Raw genomic sequence first — 23,547 nt, 5'->3', positions numbered from 1 at the left:
TATGCGCCTGCGCGAAAGTCGTTGTCTAGCCGAATCGGGGTATGTGCATTACTGTGCCGTTGTCCACATCGCGGGTCGCTTTCGTTGTGGACAACTTCAGGTTTGTGCAAACGACATGATCGTCGGGATGACGGCGATGAACAGGAAGGCCGGCAACATGCACAATCCCATCGGCAGCAGCAGTTTGACCGACAGTTTCGAGGCGTGCTGCTCGATTGTGGCTCGTTCGCTGGCATCGAGCTGTTCGATGGCGGCGTCGATTTGCGGCAGTGGCGAAACACCGCTCTCCCATGATGCGCGCAATGTGCGTGCGATCAATTCGAGAGGCTGAGCGCCGTCGACTGCAGCCCATGCCTCGCGCCAAGTCACTCCACGCAGCAACGCAGCACCCGCATGGCATAAGGCCTCACCGACCTCGCCACCGCAGCTTTGCCCGATCATATGCAGCGCATTCGGTATCGAAGCACCTTGCGCAATCACGGCGGCGATGAGTTGCAGCAGCAAAGTGGTCGAGGGACTCCAATCCGTGCACACCTGCTCGAATCGCGGGTTCTGCAGTGATCTGCCTGCGCTCCATTGCCGATGGCTCAACGCTCGAAGCCGCCTGGCGACCCCATGCGAACGCCTCGTCTGCCATAGCATCGTTGCAATGGCTGTGAATATGCTCGCCAGCACCGCCCAGCACATGTCACACTGCTATCTGCGATTCGCTCATCAGCTTGCGCATCCATGCGAATCCACCCGCATAGCACAGCACGCCTAAGCACAGCATTGCAAATCCTTGCACGCTGCCGAACAGCATGGCAAGTGGTTGGGCACCCAGAAACTGTGCAAAAACCACGACCACCGCAGGCAATGCGAGTAGCATGCGCGTCGTCGATTTCGGCACGGCGAACGCGTTGTTGCGAAGATCCTCCTGCAGTCTGGCTCGCTTGTAGCTGCTGTGCACGGCTTCAAAGCAGCGCGCTGCCGGGCAACCGGAACGCACGCTGATGTCGCTGGCCACGCAGACGTCGCAAGCCACGCGAGCACTGTGAGCACGCGATTCTTCGGGCAGTCGGCACGCGTCGAACACTCGACTGATCTGCACCACATCAATGTTGCCCTCGCAATCGCATATCGCTGAGGCGGTCATGCAAGCGCCGTTCACCGCAGTCGGCTCGCGAGCCCGTTGCAACGCCTGCACGACGCCAGAGCCCGCCTGCAATGACGCGATTATCGCCGACAACGTGACGCCAATGCCGCAGCGCACAGGTTTCGTTTGGTTTCCGTCAAAGCCGCTCGCCAAGCGACTCATTGCGCGCAAACGCCGTGCTGTGAAGTGCTCGGGAATAGCCGTCAGCATCATTGCAGCCAACAAGCATATGGCAGCCACGATCGCCATGTTCATCACCCCCTATGCGCGGTTATGCATCCTCGCAAGCGTTCAACTCGCGGTTTCCAAACGTCGCACCTGTTCACGCACACGGCTATCAGGCGCATGGTTCGGCTGTTGCGCGCGAACCGTTCCCCATCGCATAGCGAACGCTCCCCACGCCTCGCCTATCGTCGGTTGCCCATATCCGTTCCACGCGCTCACCGTGCGCCCGATCAACCGCCCATCCACGCATTCGAGCACGCCTATCTGGGCGATGTAGCGTTGCCCTGGCCGCCGTTCCATATGCAGCACCACGTCGAAGGCGCCATCGGTGAGACTCGCCATCGCCTCCGGCGACGTGTTCGCCAGGAATCCCAATGAGATCAAACGCCCCGGCACACGGCCCACACCGTTGGCGTGCAATGTGGTGAACGAGCCGTTGTGCCCCGAGTTCAACGCGCGAATCAGGTCGAGCACCTCCTCGCCACGGCATTCCCCAACCACGATTCTGTCTGGGCGCATGCGTAGCGACGATTTCACCAAGTCCGACAGCGGAACGGCTCCCGCACCTTCCACATTTGTGCCGCGCGAGGCCAACGACACCATGTTCTCGTGCATCATATGCTGCAATTCACGCACCTCTTCGATCACCACGATGCGTTCACTCGACTCACATCGCGACAGCAATGCTTTGAGCAATGTGGTTTTGCCAGCCCCGGTGCAACCAGTGATGAGAATGTTGGCTTGCTTGGCAACCAGGCATTCAAGAATCGGCCCCCACTGCTCCGGCCAGCATCGGGCAGACGCCAGCGCCGCAAAATCGGCGTCGATGCGATTGGGCAGGCGAATCGACAGCGACGCCCCATACGGCACGATCGGGGCGATCACCGCATGAATGCGCGTGCCATCAGCAGCGCTTGCATCGGCAATCGGTTGAGCATCATCGAGTCGGCAACCCAATTGCGCGCACAGTTGCACGGCAAGGCGGCGCACGGTCGCCGGCGAATCCAACGGAATCGTCGGATGCTCCAACTCCACGCCAAGCCCACGATCCACCCACACCGTGCCATCGCAAGTCACCAGCACATCGGTGACGCGCTCATCAGCGACCAAGCGCTGCAACGGGCCAAAGTCCATCGACGCACCGTGCGAGTTCTTCACGCCAGAAGCACCAGCGCCTCCTCCGCTCCCCGACCCTCCTATGGAAACCCAGCCGTTCATGCGCGCACCCCGCATTCCTTCTCAACGATGTTCGCAAGCGCTCCGATCACGCGCGCATTCTTCTTGTGCACGCGCCGAATCCCCAGCCCCTCGAGAATGTCGCCGCATAATTTCGCATCCGTGCCGATCGCCCCCATAACGTCACGGCCCAAATACGATCGCGCCTCTTCCATCGACACAACGCCTCGTCCTTTCGCGGCGGCTGATGGTGCCACGCACACCACTGCGATAACGGGCCCTGGAGCACCGCGCAACGGCTTCCATTCCTCACCGATGCGCGGCGGTTCCTGAGCATGAGCCGCACTGCGCTCGCCATTGCGCTCCAACCATTCAATATGCGCTTTCGCCCGTGCAAGCCCCAGCACGGTCAGCTCGGCGACGACGATGTGTGGCGCTTCAACCAATGCAGGCACCGTTTCGATTGACGTGCCATACGAAGCGTCGACGATCACCAGATCCTCGACTTCTGCCAGCGACCTTACAGCCGCCTGCATCTCGAACCATGCCGGTTCATTGCCCTGCCAACAGTTGTAGGCGAGCACGTCCACACCCTCCCACGTCGGCATTTGCCGGCGCAATGCGCTTCCGTCCAGTTGGCCTAGAGGCGCATGCACGTCATGCCATCGGGAACCCGTCTCGTGTTCGATGCCCAGCAGCACATCCACGCAGCCTCCGCCAGCGCGAATGTCGGCGTCGACCAAAGCGCAGTCGTGGTCGCGGTGGCTCAACTCGCGTGCCAGCAGAGCCGCCAGCGTCGTCGTGCCCACGCCTCCGCTTGCGCACGAAAGCGTGACGACGTTCTTGCATGGCACTTCGGTATCGCATAACGGCAACTGCCTGCTCTGCGTTCCACCGCGAGTCCGTTCCCGCGCCGGTTCCATCACGATGTGCGAGGGCGCATACAACCGTTGCTGCGATGATTGCACTCCAACCCCAACGTTCTGTGCCCTAGGCGCAATATGTTGCGCGCGAGAGCACACGGCTGCACTTCGCTCAATATCGCTGTACCCATTGCCACTGTGCCTATTGTCGCTGCGCCTGACGCCGCTCTGCGCATTGAGTGACGTTGCCACTCCGCTCATCTGTGCGCCCTGCCGTTCTCGCAGCTGCTTCCGCATTACCGGCGAACTCGACTTAGAGCGATTGTTCTCACGCGTGGCAACCCGAGGAGGTCGCACGACGCTGCGAGTAGCTGCTTGCGCGAACGGCAGTGCAACGCAGCCATTGCCGAACGCGGATTCTAGTGAAATCTGTGTATTCATAGCAGCATTGAACGTGCCACGCGCACTCGAAGCAAGCCATTCCAGCCACTGTGGTCGGAGGACGAGTTATCCACATTGCGGGTCGCCAGCAATGTGGATAATCCCTTACACCAATTAATCACAAAAGTCAAGATTTTATAGCAAAATAAATCACTTTTTGAGCAAAATAAAGGAGGCTCGCATCTCTGCGAGCCTCCCTACAAGTCCAACGAGGCAGAATCTCTGCACAACCTCATCGTCGTGACGGTAAGTCTTTCCAATACCCGCCCAACGTAATAATCTTGCTGATCATATACTTTTTGTGGGTCTGCTCTTCAGTTGTCCTTGTAGTTGCAATTATGCTCAGTTTTTTGAATGCGCAAGTCATCACCAGGCCATATTCGACAATCTCAAGTCATGTTGCCTTTTGTCTGATCGTGTTCAATACTCCACGCAAAACAACATGAAAAAGACATCTTCTGTGCTGTTTCCAGCTCGAAATGTTCACTCAAACAAACTTTGTGAAGACTATTCGGCGTGTCGCTCACCCACCGCCGAAAATCGCACAGTTCACCGAACACTCCATGTTCGAAACCGTACACTGAATTGTTTGTTCGCAAGCCCACACCTCACGCTTTGCGACCGACATATACATCGCATGCAAAACAAACAGCCTTTTCGCAACACGCGATAATCAGTCGAAATCGTTCGAATAGTAAACAAAGTGCACGTTATTTCGCACAGATGGTGCATTTTCACAGTGTTCGTCTTAAAGTAGAGACATGTCACAGATTTTCACCGCACCATCGAAGGCGATTTTGCGCAGCCAGATAGCCGAGCATATCGCCGAAACCGACAAAAGCGACAAGCGCGAAGCCCACGAGGGAGAGCTTCCGCTGCCTCCAGACCGATTCTTCGACCGCGAATTGAGCTGGCTCAAGTTCAACAAGCGCGTGCTCGAGCTTGCACAAGACGAATCGATTCCGATCATTGAGCGCGCCAGCTTCGCCGCGATCTTCGCCAGCAACCTCGACGAGTTCTTCATGGTTCGCGTCGCCGGCCTCAAGCGCCGCATCGACACCGGCATCGCCGTGACCAGCGCGTCCGGCCTGAGCCCACGTCAGCAGATGCGCGCGATCAGCGAGGAAGCGCACCGTCTGCAAGACGAACATGCGCACTACGTGGTCAACAATATTTTGCCTGACCTCGCGAAAGAGCACATCCAGCTGCTGAGCTGGGACAAGCTGACGATCGCCGAGCAGGAGCGCCTCTCCCGCTACTTCCGCCAGCAGGTGTTCCCGGTGCTCACGCCGCTCGCCGTCGACCCGGCTCACCCGTTCCCATACATCTCAGGCGGTTCGATCAACCTCGCCGTGCTCGTCGAGAACCCGACCTCCGGCAAGTCGCACTTCGCACGCGTCAAGATTCCAGACAACCTCAACCGACTCGTTCCGGTGGACGACATGACCGAAGACGAGGCCGAAGACGTGCGCTACGGCTTCATCACGATGGAGAACCTGATCATCGCGCATCTGGAAACGCTATTCCCAGGCATGATCATCAAGGAAGCACGCTCGTTCCGCGTCACCCGCAACGAAGACATCGAGGTTGAGGAAGACGACGCCGAGAATCTGCTCAACGCCATCGAGAAGGAACTGCTGCGCCGCCGCTTCGGACCTCCTATTCGTTTGGAGATCTCCGATGAGACGAGTCCGTTCCTCTCGCAGCTGCTCGCCGACCAGATGGGCGTGAGCCCCGACGAAGTGTATCGTCTGCCAGCTCCGCTCGACGCCACCGTGCTGTTCGAGCTCGGCAGCATCGACCGCCCCGACCTGAAGTTCCCGCCGTTCGTGCCGACCACGAACCGCCAGATCGCCGAAGTGGAGTCGAGCCGTGCGCAAGACATCTTCGCCGCCATTCGCGAGCGCGATATTCTGCTGCACCACCCCTACGATTCGTTCTCGACGTCGGTGCAGGCGTTCCTCGCGCAGGCGGCAGCCGACCCGAAGGTGCTCGCCATCAAGCAGACGCTGTACCGCACCTCGAGCAATTCGCCGATCATCGACGCGCTCATCGACGCCGCCACCGCTGGCAAGCAGGTGCTCGCGCTCGTCGAGCTCAAGGCTCGCTTCGATGAAGACGCGAACATCGCGTGGGCTCGCAAGCTCGAACGCGCGGGCGTGCACGTGGTCTATGGCATCGTCGGCTTGAAGACGCACTGCAAGCTCTCGCTCGTCGTTCGTCAGGAGGCTGACGGCCTGACCCGCTACTGCCACGTGGGCACCGGCAACTACAACCCGAAAACCGCACGTCAATACACCGATCTCGGCTTGCTGACCTGCGATCCGGTTGTGGGTCAAGACATGACGAAGCTGTTCAACCAGCTCTCCGGCTATGCCCCAAAGTCGAGCTTCCACCGCTTGCTGGTGGCTCCGCGCACCGTGCGCAGCGGCCTGATTCAGCGCATTCGCCGCGAGGAGGAGGCCGCTCGCGCCGGCAAAGAGGCTTGGATCAAGATCAAGGTCAATTCGATCGTCGATGAGAAGACGATCGACGCCCTCTACCGCGCAAGCCAGGCAGGTGTGAAAATCGATATCGTCGAACGTGGCATCTGCTCGTTGAAGCCCGGCGTTCCCGGCTTGAGCGAGAACATTCGCGTCCGCTCGATTCTCGGCCGCTTCCTCGAGCACAGCCGCATCTACGCGTTCGCCAATTCCGACGGCCCGCAGATCGGCGAAGGCCCTGTTTCCGGCCCGGAAGTGTGGATCGGCTCCGCTGATTTGATGCACCGCAACCTCGACCGCCGCGTTGAGGCGCTGGTGCGCATCACCGCACCTGAGCAGATCGAAGAGCTCATCAACTACGTCGACCTACAGATGGCCGACACCACGTCATCGTGGCATATGCAGTCAGACGGCACGTATGTGCGTCACTCGAAAGACGCCGAAGGCAAGCCGTTGCTCGACTGCCAGGAGTACCTCATCAAGAAGCACTCCCGCAAGAAGGTCACGAACTGACCCTTTCTCGCACGAGTTGCCCTGCTTGGGTTGCCCGCACAGTATTCGTTGTGCTGGCAACCAAGCAGGGCAACTGTATTTCTGTGCCAAAAGTACAAGTTTCAGATAATACAAACTTCTCTCTGTGTCACATGTGGCCAAGTTAACCAGTACGCAAGTTAACTGCCCCGCATAATCCACCACATGTGGGCATATTAACCCGCGCCGCAGTTAACTGATCCACAAAGTCCGCCAGATGTGGGCATATTAACTATTCCGCCGGTTAATTCGCCCACATTGCACACAACAAGCGGGCATGTTAACTTTTCACTCGGTTAACTAGACCACATATTCCGCCAAATACGCGTATCTTAAGAACTATGAGTGAGAAAAGAATTGTGGAGGCTGCAGGCGGCATTCTCTACCGCATTGTGCGCAGTATTGGATCGATGAACAAACCATTGAGCGCAGACGATGTGGAAGTTTGCCTGGTGCACCGCCCGAAATATGACGATTGGAGCTGGCCGAAGGGCAAACTCGAGCCGAACGAATCGCACAGGCACGCCGCCGTGCGCGAAATCGGCGAAGAGACGGGGTGCTCGGTGACACTCGGGCCGTTCCTCGGAGAAGTGGAATACCCGCTGTCTTCGGAGGGTAAGAAAATGCGTCACGCAGGTCAGGCGACCGCGAAATCGACGATGAAGCACGTGCAATATTGGATGGCGAAGCAGATCAGCGACGACGACACCTGGCACGTGCGCGAAGCATTCGGCCCGATTCACGCGGCGGATGTCGGCGAAATCAACGAAACGGTTTGGCTGCCGCTCGCCAAAGCGCGCAAGAAGCTCACGCATTCGTCTGACCGCGACATTCTCGCCCTGTTCGTAGACCGCGTTCAGGAGGGCGCACTGCTCGCCACACCGCTGCTACTCGTGCGCCACGCGAAAGCCGAGCCGCGCAAGCAGTGGGACGGCACCGAGTCGAACCGCCCGATCACGCCAAAGGGTGCGGCTGCGGCGTTTGCGATCAGCCGCGAACTCGCCTGCTACAATCCGGTCGAGCTCGCCACCTCGCCGTGGATGCGTTGCGTGGAAACCATTGAAATGCTTTCCTGGCAAACCAAGCGTGACATACGCGCGCTCGAACCGCTCACCGAAGACGCGTTCGCCACCGACCCCGATGCCGCATGGGTGTGCTTCTCGCAGCAGATCAGTCACGTGGCGGAAACTGGCAACACGCTCGCCATTTGCATGCACCGCCCGGTGATCGGTGGTATCTTTGAACATCTACGTGCGCTCTGCACACAAAAATCGTTGGCGAAGAAACTCGTTGCGAAGTCGCCGTACATGGCCACGGCGAACGCGCTCGCACTGTTCTTCGTGCGCACGCCAGACGGCCCGCGCATCATCGACATACAGAAAGTGACACCCATTGTCTACTAATTCCATGCATTCTGGCTCCGGTTCGATTATTTCAAGCCGCTCCTCATTTACTCACACCGGCTCGCCGCGCCCCGCGCGCCCCGGCCAGCTCGACCCCGCGCTTGCCGACAGTCTCGCCAGCGACGTCGACCCCGAGCGACTCAGTGAAATCTCGCATACTACGGCGTGGGCGTTGCTCAACCACGTGCATACGACCAACGACCCCGCCGTTGTGGAGCGCGTACTGACGCTCGTCGACCACGAAGGCGTTGACGTGATCGCCGAACTATGGAGTCACGCCGAGCCCGACTCGCTGCCAGGCGTGCTGTGGAGACTGTATTTGCTGCGCACGTGGATGCGCAAACAGCGAGATTCCATCGCCCACTTGTGGCGTCTCGGCGAGCCGGTGGCAACGTCGGCATCGGCGATCGCCGGCGTGGACCCCGCGCCCACCGAAGACGATATCGCGCGCATTGCAGACGCCATTCTCGCCGGCGCGTTCCGCGGTGATTTCGCCGTCGCGCTTGAGCGCGCCGCCGCGTTCGTCACGATCGTCTCGCTGGGATTGCGCGCGCAGGCTCACCAGTTCACGCAGCGCGCCGACTCCTCCGGCGTCGGCATCTCGCTGTCTAACGCCGATATTAAACAGCTGCGCACGCAAGCCGCGCAGATGCTACACACTGCGGCAAATCTGACGGTGACCGCCAAAGACTTCCGTCACGGCGCAGCGTTGTGGAGGCAGGGCAAGCTGGAGTAATTTGCTGTTTTTACCAAGTATTTCGCTGTTTTCGCACACAATACTGCATGCAGACGTGTAAAAACGGCGAAAGAATCTGCATAACCAGCAAATCCACCCGCAGAAACGGCGAAATATAATAATTTCGCCGTTTTGTCATATTATTTTGCCGTTTATACACAGATTTGGGCGTAATTATAGGTAAAAACAGCAAAAGTATAGCGCAAAACAGCAAAACAGCAAAACGCAACTGCGCGGTCGGAACAATAGCTCCGCGCGTCGCGGCGAACTGCATGTACAATAGAGTTCGCGTCGGGCCGTACATAGCCCCGGGCTCCGTTTTTGCCGCCGCGAGCGGCGTTTGCGCCGACAGGCGCTTTTGCGGTCCGGCGTTTTCCTTACTTCTCTTGACGCTCACATCTTATTTGCCCGCGCCAGATCTGCAAGAGATTTTGCATGGGATTTACTTGCGCCAGCCTTGCGCCAACTCGCACCGCGCATATTGCGCGCCGCACACCACACGCCGCAGCTCCACCGAACGTCATAATTCTTCACTGCGTCAACCGCGGAACAGGCAACGTCGCCCGCTATTCGAGCTATGCTAGGAAGCATGGAATTGCATGTACTCAATCATCCGCTGGTCGAGCATAAGCTCACCTTGTTGCGCGATAAGAACACCCCGTCATCCACCTTCCGCGAGCTCGTCTCCGAACTCGTCACTCTCGAAGCATACGAAGCGACTCGCAATCTCGAAGTCGTCGACAAGCCGATCGAAACTCCTGTGGCTCCTATGGTGGGCAAAGAGCTCGCCAAGCCGCGTCCGATCATCGTGCCGGTGCTGCGCGCTGGCTTGGGCATGCTCGACGGCATGACCCGCATGATGCCGAGCGCCGAAGTCGGCTTCCTCGGCATGAAGCGCGACGAAGAGCACCCGACGCAGCAGATCACCTACGCGAACCGCCTGCCCGACGATCTGTCTGGCCGCCAGTGCTTCCTGATCGACCCGATGCTCGCCACCGGCGGCACGCTCGTCACCGCGACGCACTACCTGATTGACAAGGGCGCAAAAGACGTCACCACCATCTGCATCATCGCCGCGCCGGAGGGCATCAAGTTCGTCGAGGAGAACATTCGCACCGACATCAACTTCCGCGTGGTCGTGTGCGCAGTCGACGAGAAGCTCAACGAGAAGAGCTACATCGTCCCTGGCTTGGGCGACGCTGGCGACCGTCTCTACGGAGTCATCGACTAATATTAATTAGTTAATATTCTTATATAATATTGGACAGTTACTAATAAAAGTGGCTGTCCAATATTTTTATATACATATATATAAAACTGTGCGCTGCTGAGAATACTCTCTGCAGCGCACAGCATGAGTATGCGGAAGATTTACGCGTTCACTGCTGCGGCACGAAGGCTTCGAAGATGAAGCGGTCGAAGTTCGGACGCGCGTTGTCGAGCTCATCCGACGTGCGCACAGTCCACGCGACGGCCTGAGCGCCCATCTTGCGCACCAAACGCAGCATCGCGGCGTCACCGGCGTTGAAGTTGTAGGCGATGAAGTCTGGGCGCGAAATCTCGTTGAACATCAGCTTGCCCGCCATCCACATCACCGGATTCTTCGCAAGATCAGTGTTTTCGGCGAGCTGGCCACGGCACACATCTGGATGCTGGCGCTTGTACCAGTTCATTGCGGCCGGGTTGAACGATTCGACCACATAGAGACCCTTGTAGGCTTCGAGCAGATCGGCGGCGGCCTGCATGAGCTCCTCGTCGCGGTCGCTCCACGCGCGGTTATTCGAGAACTTGAACTCCACGATGATCGGCACGCGGCCGTCGACCACGCGCAGCACATCGGAGAGCAGCGGAACGTGCTGGTAATAGCCGGTCGGCGCTTCCGATGGGGTGGTGACGAGCGGCGGGTTCTCGGTGGCGCCCGGCAGCAACGGAGACACGTCGGCGCCCGGCGCAGCCGTTGGGAACAGCGGAATGCGCACGAGCTCGTCGTAGGTCAAGTCTTGAATGCGACGCGGGTCACCGGCGACGCGCAGCAGATCCGGGTCATGCGCCACGACCACTTGATTGTCGAGCGAGAGTTGCACGTCAAGCTCAATGCCGTAGCCGGCTTCAGCGGCGGCTGCGAAAGCTGCGAGTGAGTTCTCTGGCGCGATCGGGCCCGGCTCGTCGATCGAACCGTAGCCTGCGCGCAATGCCATGCGACGTGCGAGCGCAATGTATTCGCCACTTTCTCCGGCATGCTGCTGCGTCAGCCCTGAACCGGCATCGTGCAGGCCGCGATGCGCGTAGAGCACATCCGGCAGCGTCGGCACATAGTTCTTACGCTTGTTGCCGAATGTGCGAGGCGCGATTGCCCATGCTCCCACGCCAGCGGCGATTGCGCCACCCAGCAGCACCTTTTTGATTCCATTGGCCATATTGCCCTCCTTGTGTACCATATTTGAGCCTAGCCGAATTTGCGCGCCGCCGCATCACGCTCCGCTATTCGCACTATTTCTTGCGTTTTGCAGCCCGCCTCTTGACCATGATGTCGATCACGATCCACGCTGACAGCAGGAATGCGATCACGTAGCCGAGGAACCCGACCACAGGGATGCCGAAGATGATCGGCTTCATTCCGGCGAAATAGACGATGGACGAGCCGACGAACAGGCCGACGACTATCAACGCCATCGTCAGTCGGTTCACCATGTCAGAGAGCTGGCTGAGCGGTTCCTCAGAGCCCACGAAGTCGAGGTTCATGCGCAGTTCGCCGCGTGTGAGCATGTGCAGCGCGGTGTTCGCCTCGGTGACTGCTTTGAGACCATTGTGCACTGCCTGCTGCCCTTCGATGCCCAGTGATTTGAGCTCGGATTTAGCCACTTCGATAGGCGATTTCGACGTTTCGATGTGCTGCGAGATGATCTCGATCATGTTGACGTTCGGAATGAACTCGTCGAGCAGACCTTCCAGCGTGACGAGCGCGCGTCCCACCGTGGTGACCGAGCTGGGGATTTCAATGCCGTGCCTACGCGCCATCTGCGTGAGCGAGGCGAGGAACGCAGCCAAATCGAGGTCGGCGAGATCGACGGTGCCGAATTCTTCGATGATGCTGTCGAGATCTCCGAGCAGCGACGGGTAATCCGCTCGCTCGGCGTCTGCTCCGGCGAAGCGGAGCAACGCATCCGCGAGATCCGAGGAGTTCTGCTTGGCGACGGCGAACAGCATCTGCTTCAGCGCGGCGCGGGTGCGTGCGTCGAGACGGCCGGTCATACCGAGGTCGAGCAGTATTATTTTTCCGTCGCGAATCTCAATATTTCCAGGATGCGGGTCGGCGTGGAAGAAACCGGCGTCGAGTATCTGCGACGCGTAGTTGTCGACGAGTTTCGTGCCGATTTCCTCAAGCGAATAGCCGTCATCGGTGAGTTCGCGTGTGTGCGAGATCGGAATGCCGTCGACGTATTCCATCACGAGCACGTGCTCGGTGCACAGGTCGGTGAACGGCGTCGGGCAGTCCATATATGCGTAATGCGAGCAGAATCGTTTGAATTCAGCGAGATTTCGCGCCTCATTGAGGAAGTTCGTCTCTTCGTCGAACGTCTCCCAGAGTTCTTCGACGACGCCACGGAAGTCTACGACCTGCGAATTGTGCATGATGTGCGTCGCACCTTTCGCAAGTGAGCGCATGATGGAAATATCTTGCGCCATCGTCTCGCGCACACCCGGCCTCTGCACTTTCACGGCAACGTCTTCGCCGGTTTTCAACGTTGCGCGGTGCACTTGCGCCAGTGAAGCCGAGCCGAGCGGCGTCGTATCGATATGTTCGAAAATTTCTTCCAACGGCCGCTGGTATTCGTTCTCCAACGTTTCGAGCACCACTGCATATGGCATCGGATCCGCGTCGGCGCGCAGTCTCGACAGCTCCGAGCAGAACGCTTCGGGCAGAATCTCCGAGCGCATCGACAGGATCTGCCCCACTTTGACGAAGGTCGGGCCGAGTGCTTCGAACATCAGGCGCATTTTCACCGGCGTCAGCCCGCGCCACGCGTCATATTCGAGCGCGATTTTGCCGATCTGGTTGAGTCGCTTGACTTTGCTGCGGCGCGTCAGATGGTATTCGCTGGAAAAATCGCGTTTGCGCGCGCCGAATAAGCCGATCGTCTCTTCGTCGTCGGCGGAACGCCGCGCGAAATCAACGGGAACGTCGTGCGTGTGCATGTCGGATGTTTCGCCCGCTGACGTGCTTGCGAGCGCGGCCTGCGCGGTGGCGACGCTGTCTGATTCACCGCTGTCTGATTCACTGCTTTCCGTTGCATCGCTGTTCGCCGTGCCGCCGGCCGTTTCGTCACCGGCAGCTTCACTAGAGGCTTCGCTACCTGTAGCTTCTTCGCTGCTTGCGGCTTCATCACGCTCCACTTCGTCGCCGAGCTGCAGAATCCGCTCGGATTCCTCGGTTTCCACGTCGGCGCGCAGCTTGTTGTCACGCGCGTTATCGAACGCCGCGCCGTCGCTGTGCGCCTCCTGATTTTCGAGCTTATTGCTCACATCGATCAGTTGCGCGGTGTCGCGGCGTTCCTCACGCTCGAGCTTGTGCTCGTCGTGCGCGCGCTCCCGCCGTTCCTTGCGCTGCTCGGCTTCCTCGCGGCGCACGTCGTGCTCGAGCTCGCGCCGCTCGCTCTGCTTGCCGCGCTGCCGTTCGGGCGCGCTCTGCTCACCTTGCGCATGCTGCGCAGGCTCGTTCGCCGCATTGTTTTCGCTGTGTGAATCGCTTGGTTTATTCATGCCGCTGCTCAGTCAACCCGCCGCGTGTGTTGAAAAGATACTGAAAATACTGGTCTGCAAACATGCGCCGCCCACATGAGGCGGCGCAATATTCGATCAGATTGAAGATAGAGAAAAATTACTTCTCGGAGTCAGACTGCTCGGCGGCATCTTCGCTCGAAGTGTCTTCGCTCGCGGTGTCTTCCTTGAGATTCTGCTCTGCCTGGTTGCGAAGGCCAGCGGCTGCGTCACGCACAGTGTTGGTGGCTTCGTTTGCCTTGTCTTTGAGCGAGGTCTTCTGATCGTTGGCCTTGTGTGCGAGCTCAGAGTTGAGCTTCTTGCCCTGCTCGACGGTCAGTTCGCCGCGCTGCACGAGATCGTTGATGATTTCCTGACCCTTGTCTGCGGTGGTCGCGATGGCGCCAACGCCGGCGAGGAAGATCTTGCGCAGGCCTTCGCCGAAGTCTGGGAACACATTCTTGTTGTCGTCGCTCATAGTACCCTCCTAGGTTAAACGTTGACTCCAACTCTACACTCTTGCGGCTTTCGACACCGTACGCCGTCACCGTAAATATTCACGAGCATTATCGAAAAACAGTGTTACCGCGGACGGGACGCTGCGACTTCGCGCGCACGAGCTGCGGTTTCGTCAAGGTGCGCAAGCTGCTCGCGCGTTTCGTCGGTGAACTGCGGTGCAAATTCGCCGTAGCGACGCTCGGCGGCGGCGCGAATCAGAAAATCGCTGATCTTCGGGTTCTTCGGCAGCAGCGAACCGTGCATATAGGTGCCGATCACATGGTTGACGAGCGCGCCTTCGGTGTGATCCTCACCGTTGTTGCCGGTTCCCTCGCCGTCCACATGCCCCAGCGGGGCGACACCTTCACGCAGGAAAGTCTGGCCGGAGTGGTTCTCGTAGCCGATGATGTCACCGAAAAGTTCGGAGTGCTCAACGAGATTTCCGATCATGCGCACATCGCGTCCGACCGTGTATGAGCGAATAATCGATATGCCTTCGAGCTTCGTGCCGTCAACCGTCTCGAAATATTCGCCGAAGAGCTGGTAGAGTCCACAGATCATCAGCATCGGCACGCCGTCATCCGCGAGCTCGTGCAGCATGTCTGCGCGGCGGAACAGGTCTTCGATGATCTTTTCTGGCCGGTGTCTTGACCGCCGCCGCCCAGAATGATGTCGGCGTGATCTGGCCATGCGTCGTTCTGGTTCACGGCGTGAATGCGCGGCTCGTAACCGTAGAGCGAGAGCCGGCGTTCGATGGCGAGCACGTTGCCGCTGTCGCCGTAGATGTTCATGTCTTTGGGGTATAGCGACACGATGTCGATCGGTCGTTTGCTTGCTGACTGCTCCATCTTCCCTACTTTCCAACTCCAGCGTCGGCAACGTCGGCGATGGTGCCAAGCGCGGCGCGAATGGCGAGCATAGCCGTGTATGTGCAGTAAATATGCTTTGTTGTGCCGGAATTTTCCGCAACGAACGTCTTGACCGCTTGCTCCAACTCGGTGTTTACCTGCTTCACCGGCACTTGATCGTATTCCAAGCGCAGCGCCATATCCCATGCGCGCACGCCCGACACCATCGCGACGCCCGTTTCGCGCAGGCTGGTGAAGTCGACGTCCCACAGCCAGCTCATATCACGACCATCGGCATATTCGTCGTTGATGCAGATCATCGTGTCGGCGTCATCCGGCGGGAACGAGGCGAGCGCAAGGCGGAAGCCCATCGGGTTCTTGACGAGCAGCAGTTCAACCGGCGTGCCGTTCACGTCGATTTTCTCGCCTCTGCCGAATGCTGGAGTCACGTCTGCGAGTGCGTTGATCAAATCCTGCGGCGTCGCGTCAGCGAAATGTTCGGCGCGTGCAGCGAATTCCTTTGCGCGCGGCGAGCCCACCGAGCCAAGCACCGTGGAATCGTGCAGAATCGCGTTCGGTTCACGCAGATCGCGTTGAATCGCGCGGATCACCGTGAGTGCGGCAGCTGCGTTGAACAGATTGTAGACGCCTTCGAGCTTGACATCGGAAGCGTATTCTTCGCCGTCTATCAGCAGTTGCGCGTGGTGGTCGCCGACACCGGTGAGCAGCACGTCGGCGTGCACGGAATCGGCGGCATGCACATTGTGGTCGACGTCGATAATCTGCTCGTCGGCGTGCACATCAGTGTCAGCTGACTGCACGGCGAACGTCGTCGTCATGTCGTCGTCCGTCGGGAAATAGTGGCGCAACGATTCATCGAGTCCGAAATATTCGGTACGTGCGCCGACTTGCACGAGATCGTGCAGCTTGGCGATGCGCGGATCCTCACGGTTGAGCACAACCGCATCCGTCGTGTTCTCCGCAACATGGCCGAGCAAACGGGCTGTGTTGTCGATCTCGCCGAAACGGTCGAGCTGATCGCGCATCACGTTGAGCAGCAGAGCATAGCGCGGTTTGATCTGCTCGACGAAGTGCACGGCGTATGCCTCATCGAGTTCGAGCACGGCGATGTCTGCGTCGAGCCTACCGTTGAGCGGCATCTCCGTGAGCATCGACGAGACGACTCCGCGCGTGAAATTCGAACCGGTCGGGTTGGTGAACACGCGCAATCCCAACGATTCGAGCATCGTGGCGACCATGCGAGTCGTTGTGGTTTTGCCGTTCGTGCCGGAGACGAGCACCACGCCAAGCGGCAATGTGCTCAATGTGCGGCGGAGGAACGTGGGGTCGAAACGTTCCACCACTTTGCCGGGGAACGCACTGCCGCCGTGGTGGAGCAGGCGCGACGCCCAGCGCACCGATTTGCCGACCAGCGGCGTCGCGAAACCATACCAAGGCGCGTGATCCTGTGCCATACTGCCTCTTTTCAAAACGTATATCTCTCTATTTCTACACGACGCCGTGCTCGTTTATTCGCGAGCTGGTTGCCGGCCTCCAATCAGCTGCCAACCAGCCATCAATCATCTGCCGACTGTGTGAGTCTCAGACCTCGCGGCTCATGTCGCGGAAGCGCGAATATTGGCCTTGGAACACTAAGCCGAACGTGTTGGTAGGACCATTGCGGTGCTTCGCCATGATGATGTCGGCCTCGCCTGGGCGATCCTCTTCGTTGTAGAAGTCGGGGCGTGCACCAGGAACACCACGTCGGCGTCTTGCTCGATCGAGCCGGACTCACGCAAATCGGAGAGCTGCGGCTTCTTGTCGTTACGCATTTCCGGGCCACGGTTCAGCTGGCTCAGCGCCACAACCGGCACTTCGAGCTCCTTAGCCAGCAATTTGAGCGCACGCGAGAAGTCAGACACCTCCTGCTGGCGACTTTCCACGCGTTTGCCGGAGGTCATCAGCTGCAGGTAGTCGATCACGACGAGCTTCAAATCGTTCGTCTGCTTGAGTCGACGGCACTTCGCGCGAATCTCCATCAAACTCATGTTCGGTGAATCGTCTATGAACAGCGGGGCGTCGTTGAGCTTCGAATAGAAGTTGTTCAACGTGTTCCAACGGTTCGGGTCGATGTCGTCGGGGTTGCGCAGTGCTGCGAGCGGAATGCTCGTTTCCGCCGAAATAATACGCTGCGCAAGCTCCACTTTGCTCATTTCCAAGCTGAAGATGATCGTCGTATCGTGGTTGTGAATCGCGGCGGAACGCGCGAAATCCACGCCGAGCGTCGACTTGCCCATGGCGGGGCGGCCGGCGACGACGATCATCTGACCGGGCTGCAAGCCTTTCGTCACGTCATCGATTTCGCGGAATCCTGTTGGCACGCCGGGCTGCAGCTCACCTTTTTGGATGCTGTCGATCTGCTCGAGCGCGTCGGAAACCGCGCTTTGCACCGAAGCATAGTCCTGATGCACGCGGCCGGTGCTCATCTCATACACCTCGGCCTGCGCCATGTTGATCACATCCTGCGCCTGCGAGCCTTCGGCGTTGTAGCCGAGCTGCGCGATCTTCGTGCCGGAGACGATCACGCGGCGCAGCAGTGCGCGCTGATGCACGATTTCCGCATAATATGTCGCGTTTGCAGCTGTTGGCACCGAAGCGATGAGCGAGTGCAGGTAGTCGATGCCACCCACTTTGTCGAGCTCGCCGGAGTCGTTGAGCGCGTTGGCAACGGTCACGGCGTCGGCGGGTTCAGAGGCGGCGAATTTGTTGATGATCGCCTCATAAATCGTCTGGTGCTTCGGTTCATAGAAATCGGAAACCTCGATCATCTGCGAAACCTCGCCGATCGCGTCTTTGCTCATCAGCATGCCGCCGAGCGTCGCCATCTCCGCAGCGTCGTCGTGCGGTGGAGTGCGGTCGAACAGCGAAGTATCGTTCACATCATTTTCAGAGAATCCGTCAGCCATGAGTTCGATTATATGTGTGAGCCCCATGCTGCGGAAGAGGTCGCACACTCCGCTCGCGTGTTCTAGGGCGTGTACGGCGTGTACTCGAGTTTTGCATAGAATTTCACTCTCAGTTTCCCAGAAAAGTTCAATGTTTGCAGCGAATTTCGCCAATGGGTAGTCACACGCGACTTTGCGGACGAGAACCGTTACTGTATGTGGGTAATCAACACGTTGACAGGCAATATGAACCTGAGCGAAGGGCGGAATATGAACATTCTTATTATCTACGCGCACCCGAATCACCAGAGCTTCAACGGTGCGGTGCTCGAGCAAGTGCAGAATAATCTTGGCAAACAGCACACGGTGAAAACAATCGATCTGTATGCCGAACATTTCGATCCAGTGCTGTTCTTCGACAAGGAGCATCGTCGCCGCGACCTCGCCACCGACCCATATACGAAGAAATACCGCGATCTGATCACGTGGGCGAACGAGCTGATCTTCATCTTCCCAGTGTGGTGGGGCGGCATGCCTGCCATTCTCAAAGGATTCACCGACCGCGTGTTCGTGTCTGGCTGGGCATACAAGGGCAAGAAGATCGGCATGGAAGGCAAGCTGGGCGGCCGCCGCGCATGGATCATCATCTCGCACGACACCCCGCGCATCGCCGTGCCGTTCATGCCCGACTACGGCAGCGTGCTCAAGAGGCAGGTGCTCGGCAACTGCGGCATCAAGCCGTGCCGCATCACGCATTTGACCCCGCTCAAGAGCAGCACGCTCGAGCAACGTCAGAAGATGCTCGCCAAAGTCGGGAAGCTGGCGCGCGAAGTCTGATCCGTCTGAGTATTGCACCGTTCGCGCACGCCGCTAGAGCGCGAGCAGCGCATACAGCAGAAGCATCATCACCGCTTGCACGATGAGGGCGGCGGCGATGATCGACAGCACGATTTTGCCGACGTGCTCGCGGGCGCGACGCACGTCGGACGTCGTGCGATCGCGGTCGAACAGCGCCGCTCCCGCGATCAGCAGGCCGCACCCGGCGAGTTCGACCAGCGCGGTCACCCAGAACAACCAATGCGTGCGGTGCATGGAGTCGATGAGCAGCGTGCGCCACCCCTCGGTGAACATCGACAGCGCGATGGGCGCTACGAGCAGAACGCCGATGCAGAAAAGCACCACCGCCACAATACTGGTGCGTTCATCGTGTGCCATCTGCTCGTCCTCCGCCACGCGTCCTCCATTCTGTGCAATGTGTTTTGTGCAGCATCATCTCGCACAACTCTATTTATTTAATCATCATACTAAGTCTGTGCTGTGATCATTGCCTCTTATTTCAGTTCTTTTAGGCAACGACGCTTGTTATGCACATATCACTGTGAATAATATTTGATTATTTATGCACCATCTCCGGTGGATAACTCACTGAAAGTTATCCACAAAATGCTAAGTTATGCACATTCTGGGGATAACTATGTGGAAAACCCTGTATGTTGTGCACAATCTCTGTGCGCGCGTGTGGACAGCTCTCCCCTTTTTCCGACCAAACTATATACGAGACATTTGGAGAGTATTGTGCGGCCAATATATATGGTCGCAAGGTGGCATCAGATTGCAGCGACTGGAAGATGGTAGCGCGCGGTGGCAGCCATCGTCGTGACGAGCTGCGCGCGCCACTTGCTCCAGCCCACGGTGTTGGAAATCGTTTCGCCCGAAGTTGCGCCAAGCGACGACATGTCGGCCTTCGTCAGCGCGAACAGCATGTCGAGCAGCAGCGGATCGTGGTTCACGCGCGCGGCGAGCTCCGCGCCCACCGCTGGATCGTTCGGATTGCGCGTCGCCGCGAAATCCGACAACGTGAGGTGTTCGCGCACGAGCAGGCGCACCCAATCGACTGTCTGCGCGTCGAATCCCATGCGCTTCACAATGGCGGCCGCATGCCGCGCACCTTCTTTCGCGTGATCGGTGACGCCGGGGCGCTTGCCGATGTCGTGCAGAATGCCGGCGAGCAGCAGCGCGGTGTAGTGCGCGTCATCGAGCTCGCCGCCAGTTTCCGCGGAATTACTCAGTTTCGGCCGCTCGCGTGTCAACTGACTCGTCACTTCGAGCATGTGGCGGTCGATTGTGTATCTGTGTGCGGCGGACGCGCTCGGCCGGTTGCGAATCGCGTCCCACTCCGGCATCAGACGCCCTGGAATCCCAACAAAATCAAGCTCTTCCCACACTTGCGGCAGATTACTGCCCGACGCAAGCAGTCGCACGAACAACGCGCGGGATTCCGCAGTCCACGCGTTATCTCGAAGTGGCGCGCGGCGCAGATTCGTCAGCGTCGATGTGTTGATCGGCAGACCGCGCTCACCAGCTGCCGCCGCAACGCGCAGCGGCAGCGCGGTGTCAGCGCGCGCGTCTGCCTCCGGCGCGAGCACTATCTCACCTTCGTGCACGGCGACGCCGTTCGCCACGATTTCGAATTTCGGCGCTTCGCGTTTGCCGCCCGCGCGCGGTTGCAAGATCTGGAAGAACGAGAACCGCGGTTTCTCGTGCCGCAGTGTGCGTTGCGCGCGTGACGCCGTGGAGTCCAGCGAAAACGCGATCGTGCGGCTCACACTGGCGAGCAGCGTCTGCAAATCATCGATTGATTTCGCCGCGCGCTCCTTCTCCGGCAGCGTCGGGTCGGCGAGCCCGAGCATTGCGGCGACCTGCGGCTGGTATTGCGAGAGCAGGCGATTCGTGTCTTTGCGAGCCACGAGATGAATGGCGTCGCGCACGTCGAGCAGTTTCTCAACGGCGCGATCATATCTGCCGTGCGGACGGTCGGCGAGCCACGACGCCGAAAGCGCAGACAGCAGCACGGTGTCGCGCAGTCCGCCGCGCGACTCTTTGATATCGGGCTGATTGACCGACGAGACGCGATCGAAGCGTTGCAAGCGAACGGCTGCGGATTCGAGCAACTCAGGCAGACGCTTACGCGCGGCTTTGCGCCAGCGTTCCAGAATCGATGTGGCTGTAGATGTGATGAGCGCTGCGTCTCCGGCGACTGGCCGCACATCGAGCCAGCCCATTGCGGCGGGCAGATCGTGATCAGTCACCGACTCACATTGTGAACGCGTGCGCACCGAGTGGTCGAGATCGAGCCCGCTGTCCCAGAGCGGATACCACAGATGATTCGCGAACTCAACGAGTTGCGTGTCTGTAAGCGGCGCGTGATCGTCGGTTATCAGCACGAGATCCAAGTCGGAAGACGGGCCGATTTGCCCGCGCGCGAGAGATCCTACCGCCGCGAGTCCGATTCCGGTATGCGGAATCTCGAATGAGACGGCAACCTCTGCATCATGCCATAGTTGCGCGAGTTCGCGCATCGCCAGCTCGGTGCGAGCCGCGCGCTTTGCTGCGCCGTCGCGGTAGATGCCGTCTGTGTCGGGCTGACTGAGCTCGAGAAACTGCTGTTTCAATGTGGTGATTGGCATACACTACTCATTTCTCTCGCACGGCTGCCGCACATGACTCATATATATATTGGTCGCGCATATGCGAAGTCCCCGCTGCGCAGAGCACATGGCAAAGCGCGAGCGGGGACTTCAATCGGTCAGATGGCGGCGGAACCGGTTTCGCCGGTGCGCACACGAACCACCATGTCGAGCGGCGCGACCCAAACCTTGCCATCGCCGATCGTGCTGGAGCCAGCGGATTTGACGATCACGTCAACCAGCGTCTCGGCGTCGGCATCGTCTGCCAGCACTTCCACGCGAACCTTCGGAATCAGGTCGACGGTGTATTCGGCACCGCGGTAGATCTCGGTGTGCCCGCGCTGGCGGCCGTAGCCGTTCGCTTCGGAGATCGTCAGTCCGTGCACGCCTGCGGAAGCCAGCGCTTCCTTGACGTCATCGAGTTTGTGTGGCTGAATGATTGCGGTAATAAGTTTCATCTCACTTCATCTCCCTGATAACGGAGCTGGCGGTGCCAGCGAAATCGTATGCGCGTTCGCCTTGGTCTGCCAAGTCGATGCCGGCGACTTCCTGAGCCTGCGTGACGCGCCAGCCGATCGTCTTCTCGAGGGCGAAGGCGATGATCGTCGTGATCACTGCGGAGAATGCGATGGCGATGAGCGCGATGATCACCTGCACGCCGAGCTGGTTCCACTTGCCGCTGTAGAAGAGGCCAGTGCCTTCCATGAAGAAGCCGAGCAGCACGGTACCGACCAAGCCGCCGACGCCATGCACGCCAACGACGTCGAGGGAATCGTCATAGCCGAGCTTGAACTTGAGCGAGCAAGCGAGGCAGGTCACCACGCCGGCGATTGCGCCGAGCACGATCGCCCAGATCGGAGACACCACGTCTGCGGCAGGGGTGATGGCAACCAAGCCGGCGACGATGCCCGAGGCAGCGCCCATTGCCGTGTAGTGCCCGGTGCGAATCTTTTCGGTGAAGCCCCATGCGAGCATTGCGGCGGCCGCGGCGAGCGATGTGGACACCCAAGCGTAGCCGGCGGTGCCGTTTGCGGCGAACGCGGAGCCTGCGTTGAAGCCGAACCAGCCGAACCACAGCAGGAACGCGCCGAGCATCACGAACGGAACGTTGTGCGGGCGCATCGGTTCGGTGCCGAAGCCCTTGCGCTTGCCAATAATAAGCACAATGATCAGTGCGGCGACTGCGGCGTTGATGTGCACAACGGTGCCGCCTGCGAAGTCGTGAGCCTGAGCGCCGAGAGCCTGAGAGATCGGGCCGTCGGCGGAGAGCAGGCCGCCGTTCCACACCATGTGAGCCATAGGAGCGTAGTCGAACGTGATCCACAGCGCCACGAAGATCATCCACGTGCTGTACTTCACGCGTTCGGCGATCGCGCCGCAGATCAGCGCGACGGTGATCATAGCGAACGCCGCCTGGAATGCGACGTCGACGCTGACCGGGTAGTTGTTGCTGTTGTTTGCGGCCGATGTGAAGACGCCATCTTGCGCGACCATCGTGTCGCGAAGCAGGAAGCCGGTCGCCGGGTCGCCGAAGATGCCGCCGATCGAGTTGCCTGCGTAGGCGATCGACCAGCCCCACAGTCCCCAGATGATCATCGTCACCGAAAGCGCGGCCGCCTCCATGATGAGCATGTTGAGCACTGCCTTGGCGCGAACCATACCGCCGTAAAACAGTGCGACGCCCGGAGTCATCAGAAACACCAGGCAAGCACAAGTTAATATCCACGCGGTGTTACCGGAATCAAGCTGACCCATGTGCCACCCCTCTCTTGTCTTTCTCTTTTGTGTTCGTTCTCGTTCGGCTGCTGTGCTGCTCGAACGAGTTCGGTTTCTCGCCCGCGTTCGCGAGCTGACAGTTGTTATGGAACGCCCGCCGAGTTTTGAAAAAGTTACGGCCGATTACGAGCGTGTAACCTTTTCTTGCGTCTGCGCGAACTGCTCCGGTTCGCTGATGTGTGGCTTGGCAGTTCCGCCGTGCTACCTTAGCATGCGATTTTCAAAGCCAAACCTGCGAAGAAATATTTCAGATTATTGTCTG

General features: G+C 59.2%; 18 protein-coding genes and 2 pseudogenes. 5 read left to right on the top strand and 15 right to left on the bottom strand.

What is annotated here, in order from left to right; genetic code table 11:
- Positions 1–96: 96 nt before the first annotated feature.
- The 4 genes from GSD1FS_RS03750 to GSD1FS_RS03735 all read right to left on the bottom strand — a co-directional run bounded on the left by GSD1FS_RS03750 (position 97) and on the right by GSD1FS_RS03735 (position 3,390).
- Positions 97–591 (bottom strand): type II secretion system F family protein, encoded by a 495-nt coding sequence (locus tag GSD1FS_RS03750; protein ID WP_246165765.1) that lies wholly within the window; start codon positions 589–591, stop codon positions 97–99.
- 97 nt (positions 592–688) lie between these two features.
- Positions 689–1,384: a type II secretion system F family protein gene (locus GSD1FS_RS03745; protein WP_155588429.1), complete on the bottom strand. Its 696-nt coding sequence runs from the start codon at positions 1,382–1,384 to the stop codon at positions 689–691.
- A gap of 42 nt (positions 1,385–1,426) precedes the next feature.
- Positions 1,427–2,494, bottom strand: a complete 1,068-nt coding sequence (locus GSD1FS_RS03740; RefSeq protein WP_196425023.1) for a TadA family conjugal transfer-associated ATPase — start codon at positions 2,492–2,494, stop codon at positions 1,427–1,429.
- An 80-nt stretch (positions 2,495–2,574) separates the two neighbouring features.
- The gene (locus GSD1FS_RS03735) at positions 2,575–3,390 is read right to left on the bottom strand and encodes a CpaE/TadZ family protein (protein ID WP_343030185.1); all 816 of its coding nucleotides are present in this window, start codon (positions 3,388–3,390) and stop codon (positions 2,575–2,577) included.
- Positions 3,391–4,601: 1,211 nt separating this feature from the next.
- Here GSD1FS_RS03735 and GSD1FS_RS03730 point away from each other — a divergent pair.
- The 3 genes from GSD1FS_RS03730 to GSD1FS_RS03720 all read left to right on the top strand — a co-directional run bounded on the left by GSD1FS_RS03730 (position 4,602) and on the right by GSD1FS_RS03720 (position 8,993).
- A complete protein-coding gene (locus tag GSD1FS_RS03730; protein WP_155588427.1) occupies positions 4,602–6,836 on the top strand; it encodes an RNA degradosome polyphosphate kinase in 2,235 nt (744 codons plus the stop codon).
- A gap of 359 nt (positions 6,837–7,195) precedes the next feature.
- Positions 7,196–8,257 (top strand): NUDIX hydrolase, encoded by a 1,062-nt coding sequence (locus tag GSD1FS_RS03725; protein ID WP_155588426.1) that lies wholly within the window; start codon positions 7,196–7,198, stop codon positions 8,255–8,257.
- Between the two features lie 4 nt (positions 8,258–8,261).
- Entirely contained in the window at positions 8,262–8,993 is a 732-nt protein-coding gene (locus GSD1FS_RS03720) for a hypothetical protein (protein ID WP_155588481.1), read from the top strand.
- A 10-nt stretch (positions 8,994–9,003) separates the two neighbouring features.
- Here the strand turns inward: GSD1FS_RS03720 and GSD1FS_RS03715 are convergent, their stop codons facing one another.
- The gene (locus GSD1FS_RS03715; protein ID WP_155588425.1) at positions 9,004–9,390 is read right to left on the bottom strand and encodes a hypothetical protein; all 387 of its coding nucleotides are present in this window, start codon (positions 9,388–9,390) and stop codon (positions 9,004–9,006) included.
- Between the two features lie 192 nt (positions 9,391–9,582).
- On the opposite strand from GSD1FS_RS03715, the gene upp reads away from it, so the two are divergent.
- The gene (gene upp / locus GSD1FS_RS03710) at positions 9,583–10,224 is read left to right on the top strand and encodes a uracil phosphoribosyltransferase (protein ID WP_155588424.1); all 642 of its coding nucleotides are present in this window, start codon (positions 9,583–9,585) and stop codon (positions 10,222–10,224) included.
- 148 nt (positions 10,225–10,372) lie between these two features.
- Here upp and GSD1FS_RS03705 read toward each other — a convergent pair whose 3' ends face one another.
- The 6 genes and pseudogenes from GSD1FS_RS03705 to dnaB form a co-directional block, all read right to left on the bottom strand.
- Complete coding sequence (locus GSD1FS_RS03705; RefSeq protein WP_155588423.1) at positions 10,373–11,410, bottom strand: glycerophosphodiester phosphodiesterase family protein; 1,038 nt, start codon at positions 11,408–11,410, stop codon at positions 10,373–10,375.
- Between the two features lie 73 nt (positions 11,411–11,483).
- Complete coding sequence (locus tag GSD1FS_RS03700; protein ID WP_155588422.1) at positions 11,484–13,754, bottom strand: AarF/UbiB family protein; 2,271 nt, start codon at positions 13,752–13,754, stop codon at positions 11,484–11,486.
- A 118-nt stretch (positions 13,755–13,872) separates the two neighbouring features.
- Complete coding sequence (locus tag GSD1FS_RS03695) at positions 13,873–14,229, bottom strand: phasin family protein (protein WP_155588421.1); 357 nt, start codon at positions 14,227–14,229, stop codon at positions 13,873–13,875.
- A gap of 104 nt (positions 14,230–14,333) precedes the next feature.
- Positions 14,334–15,097: pseudogene (locus GSD1FS_RS03690) on the bottom strand (type 1 glutamine amidotransferase).
- 5 nt (positions 15,098–15,102) lie between these two features.
- Positions 15,103–16,572, bottom strand: a complete 1,470-nt coding sequence (locus GSD1FS_RS03685) for a Mur ligase family protein (protein ID WP_155588420.1) — start codon at positions 16,570–16,572, stop codon at positions 15,103–15,105.
- A gap of 127 nt (positions 16,573–16,699) precedes the next feature.
- Positions 16,700–18,063: pseudogene (gene dnaB / locus GSD1FS_RS03680) on the bottom strand (replicative DNA helicase).
- 249 nt (positions 18,064–18,312) lie between these two features.
- Between dnaB and GSD1FS_RS03675 the strand changes: the two are divergent.
- Entirely contained in the window at positions 18,313–18,879 is a 567-nt protein-coding gene (locus tag GSD1FS_RS03675; RefSeq protein ID WP_155588419.1) for an NAD(P)H-dependent oxidoreductase, read from the top strand.
- A gap of 33 nt (positions 18,880–18,912) precedes the next feature.
- Here the strand turns inward: GSD1FS_RS03675 and GSD1FS_RS03670 are convergent, their stop codons facing one another.
- The 4 genes from GSD1FS_RS03670 to GSD1FS_RS03655 all read right to left on the bottom strand — a co-directional run bounded on the left by GSD1FS_RS03670 (position 18,913) and on the right by GSD1FS_RS03655 (position 23,264).
- Positions 18,913–19,275 carry a hypothetical protein gene (locus tag GSD1FS_RS03670; RefSeq protein ID WP_155588418.1) on the bottom strand — a complete coding sequence of 121 codons (363 nt, stop codon included), beginning with the start codon at positions 19,273–19,275 and terminating at the stop codon, positions 18,913–18,915.
- A 374-nt stretch (positions 19,276–19,649) separates the two neighbouring features.
- Positions 19,650–21,509, bottom strand: a complete 1,860-nt coding sequence (locus tag GSD1FS_RS03665) for a [protein-PII] uridylyltransferase family protein (protein ID WP_155588417.1) — start codon at positions 21,507–21,509, stop codon at positions 19,650–19,652.
- 119 nt (positions 21,510–21,628) lie between these two features.
- The gene (locus GSD1FS_RS03660; RefSeq protein WP_155588416.1) at positions 21,629–21,967 is read right to left on the bottom strand and encodes a P-II family nitrogen regulator; all 339 of its coding nucleotides are present in this window, start codon (positions 21,965–21,967) and stop codon (positions 21,629–21,631) included.
- 1 nt (position 21,968) lies between these two features.
- On the bottom strand, positions 21,969–23,264 hold the full coding sequence (locus GSD1FS_RS03655; protein WP_155588415.1) for an ammonium transporter: 1,296 nt from the start codon (positions 23,262–23,264) through the stop codon (positions 21,969–21,971).
- Between the last annotated feature and the right edge of the window lie 283 nt (positions 23,265–23,547).

Source organism: Bifidobacterium canis (assembly GCF_009727065.1).
Classification (GTDB): Bacteria; Actinomycetota; Actinomycetes; order Actinomycetales; family Bifidobacteriaceae; genus Bifidobacterium; species Bifidobacterium canis.
Note: the sequence above shows the minus strand (reverse complement) of the source record. Positions and strands in the feature narration are given on the sequence as shown.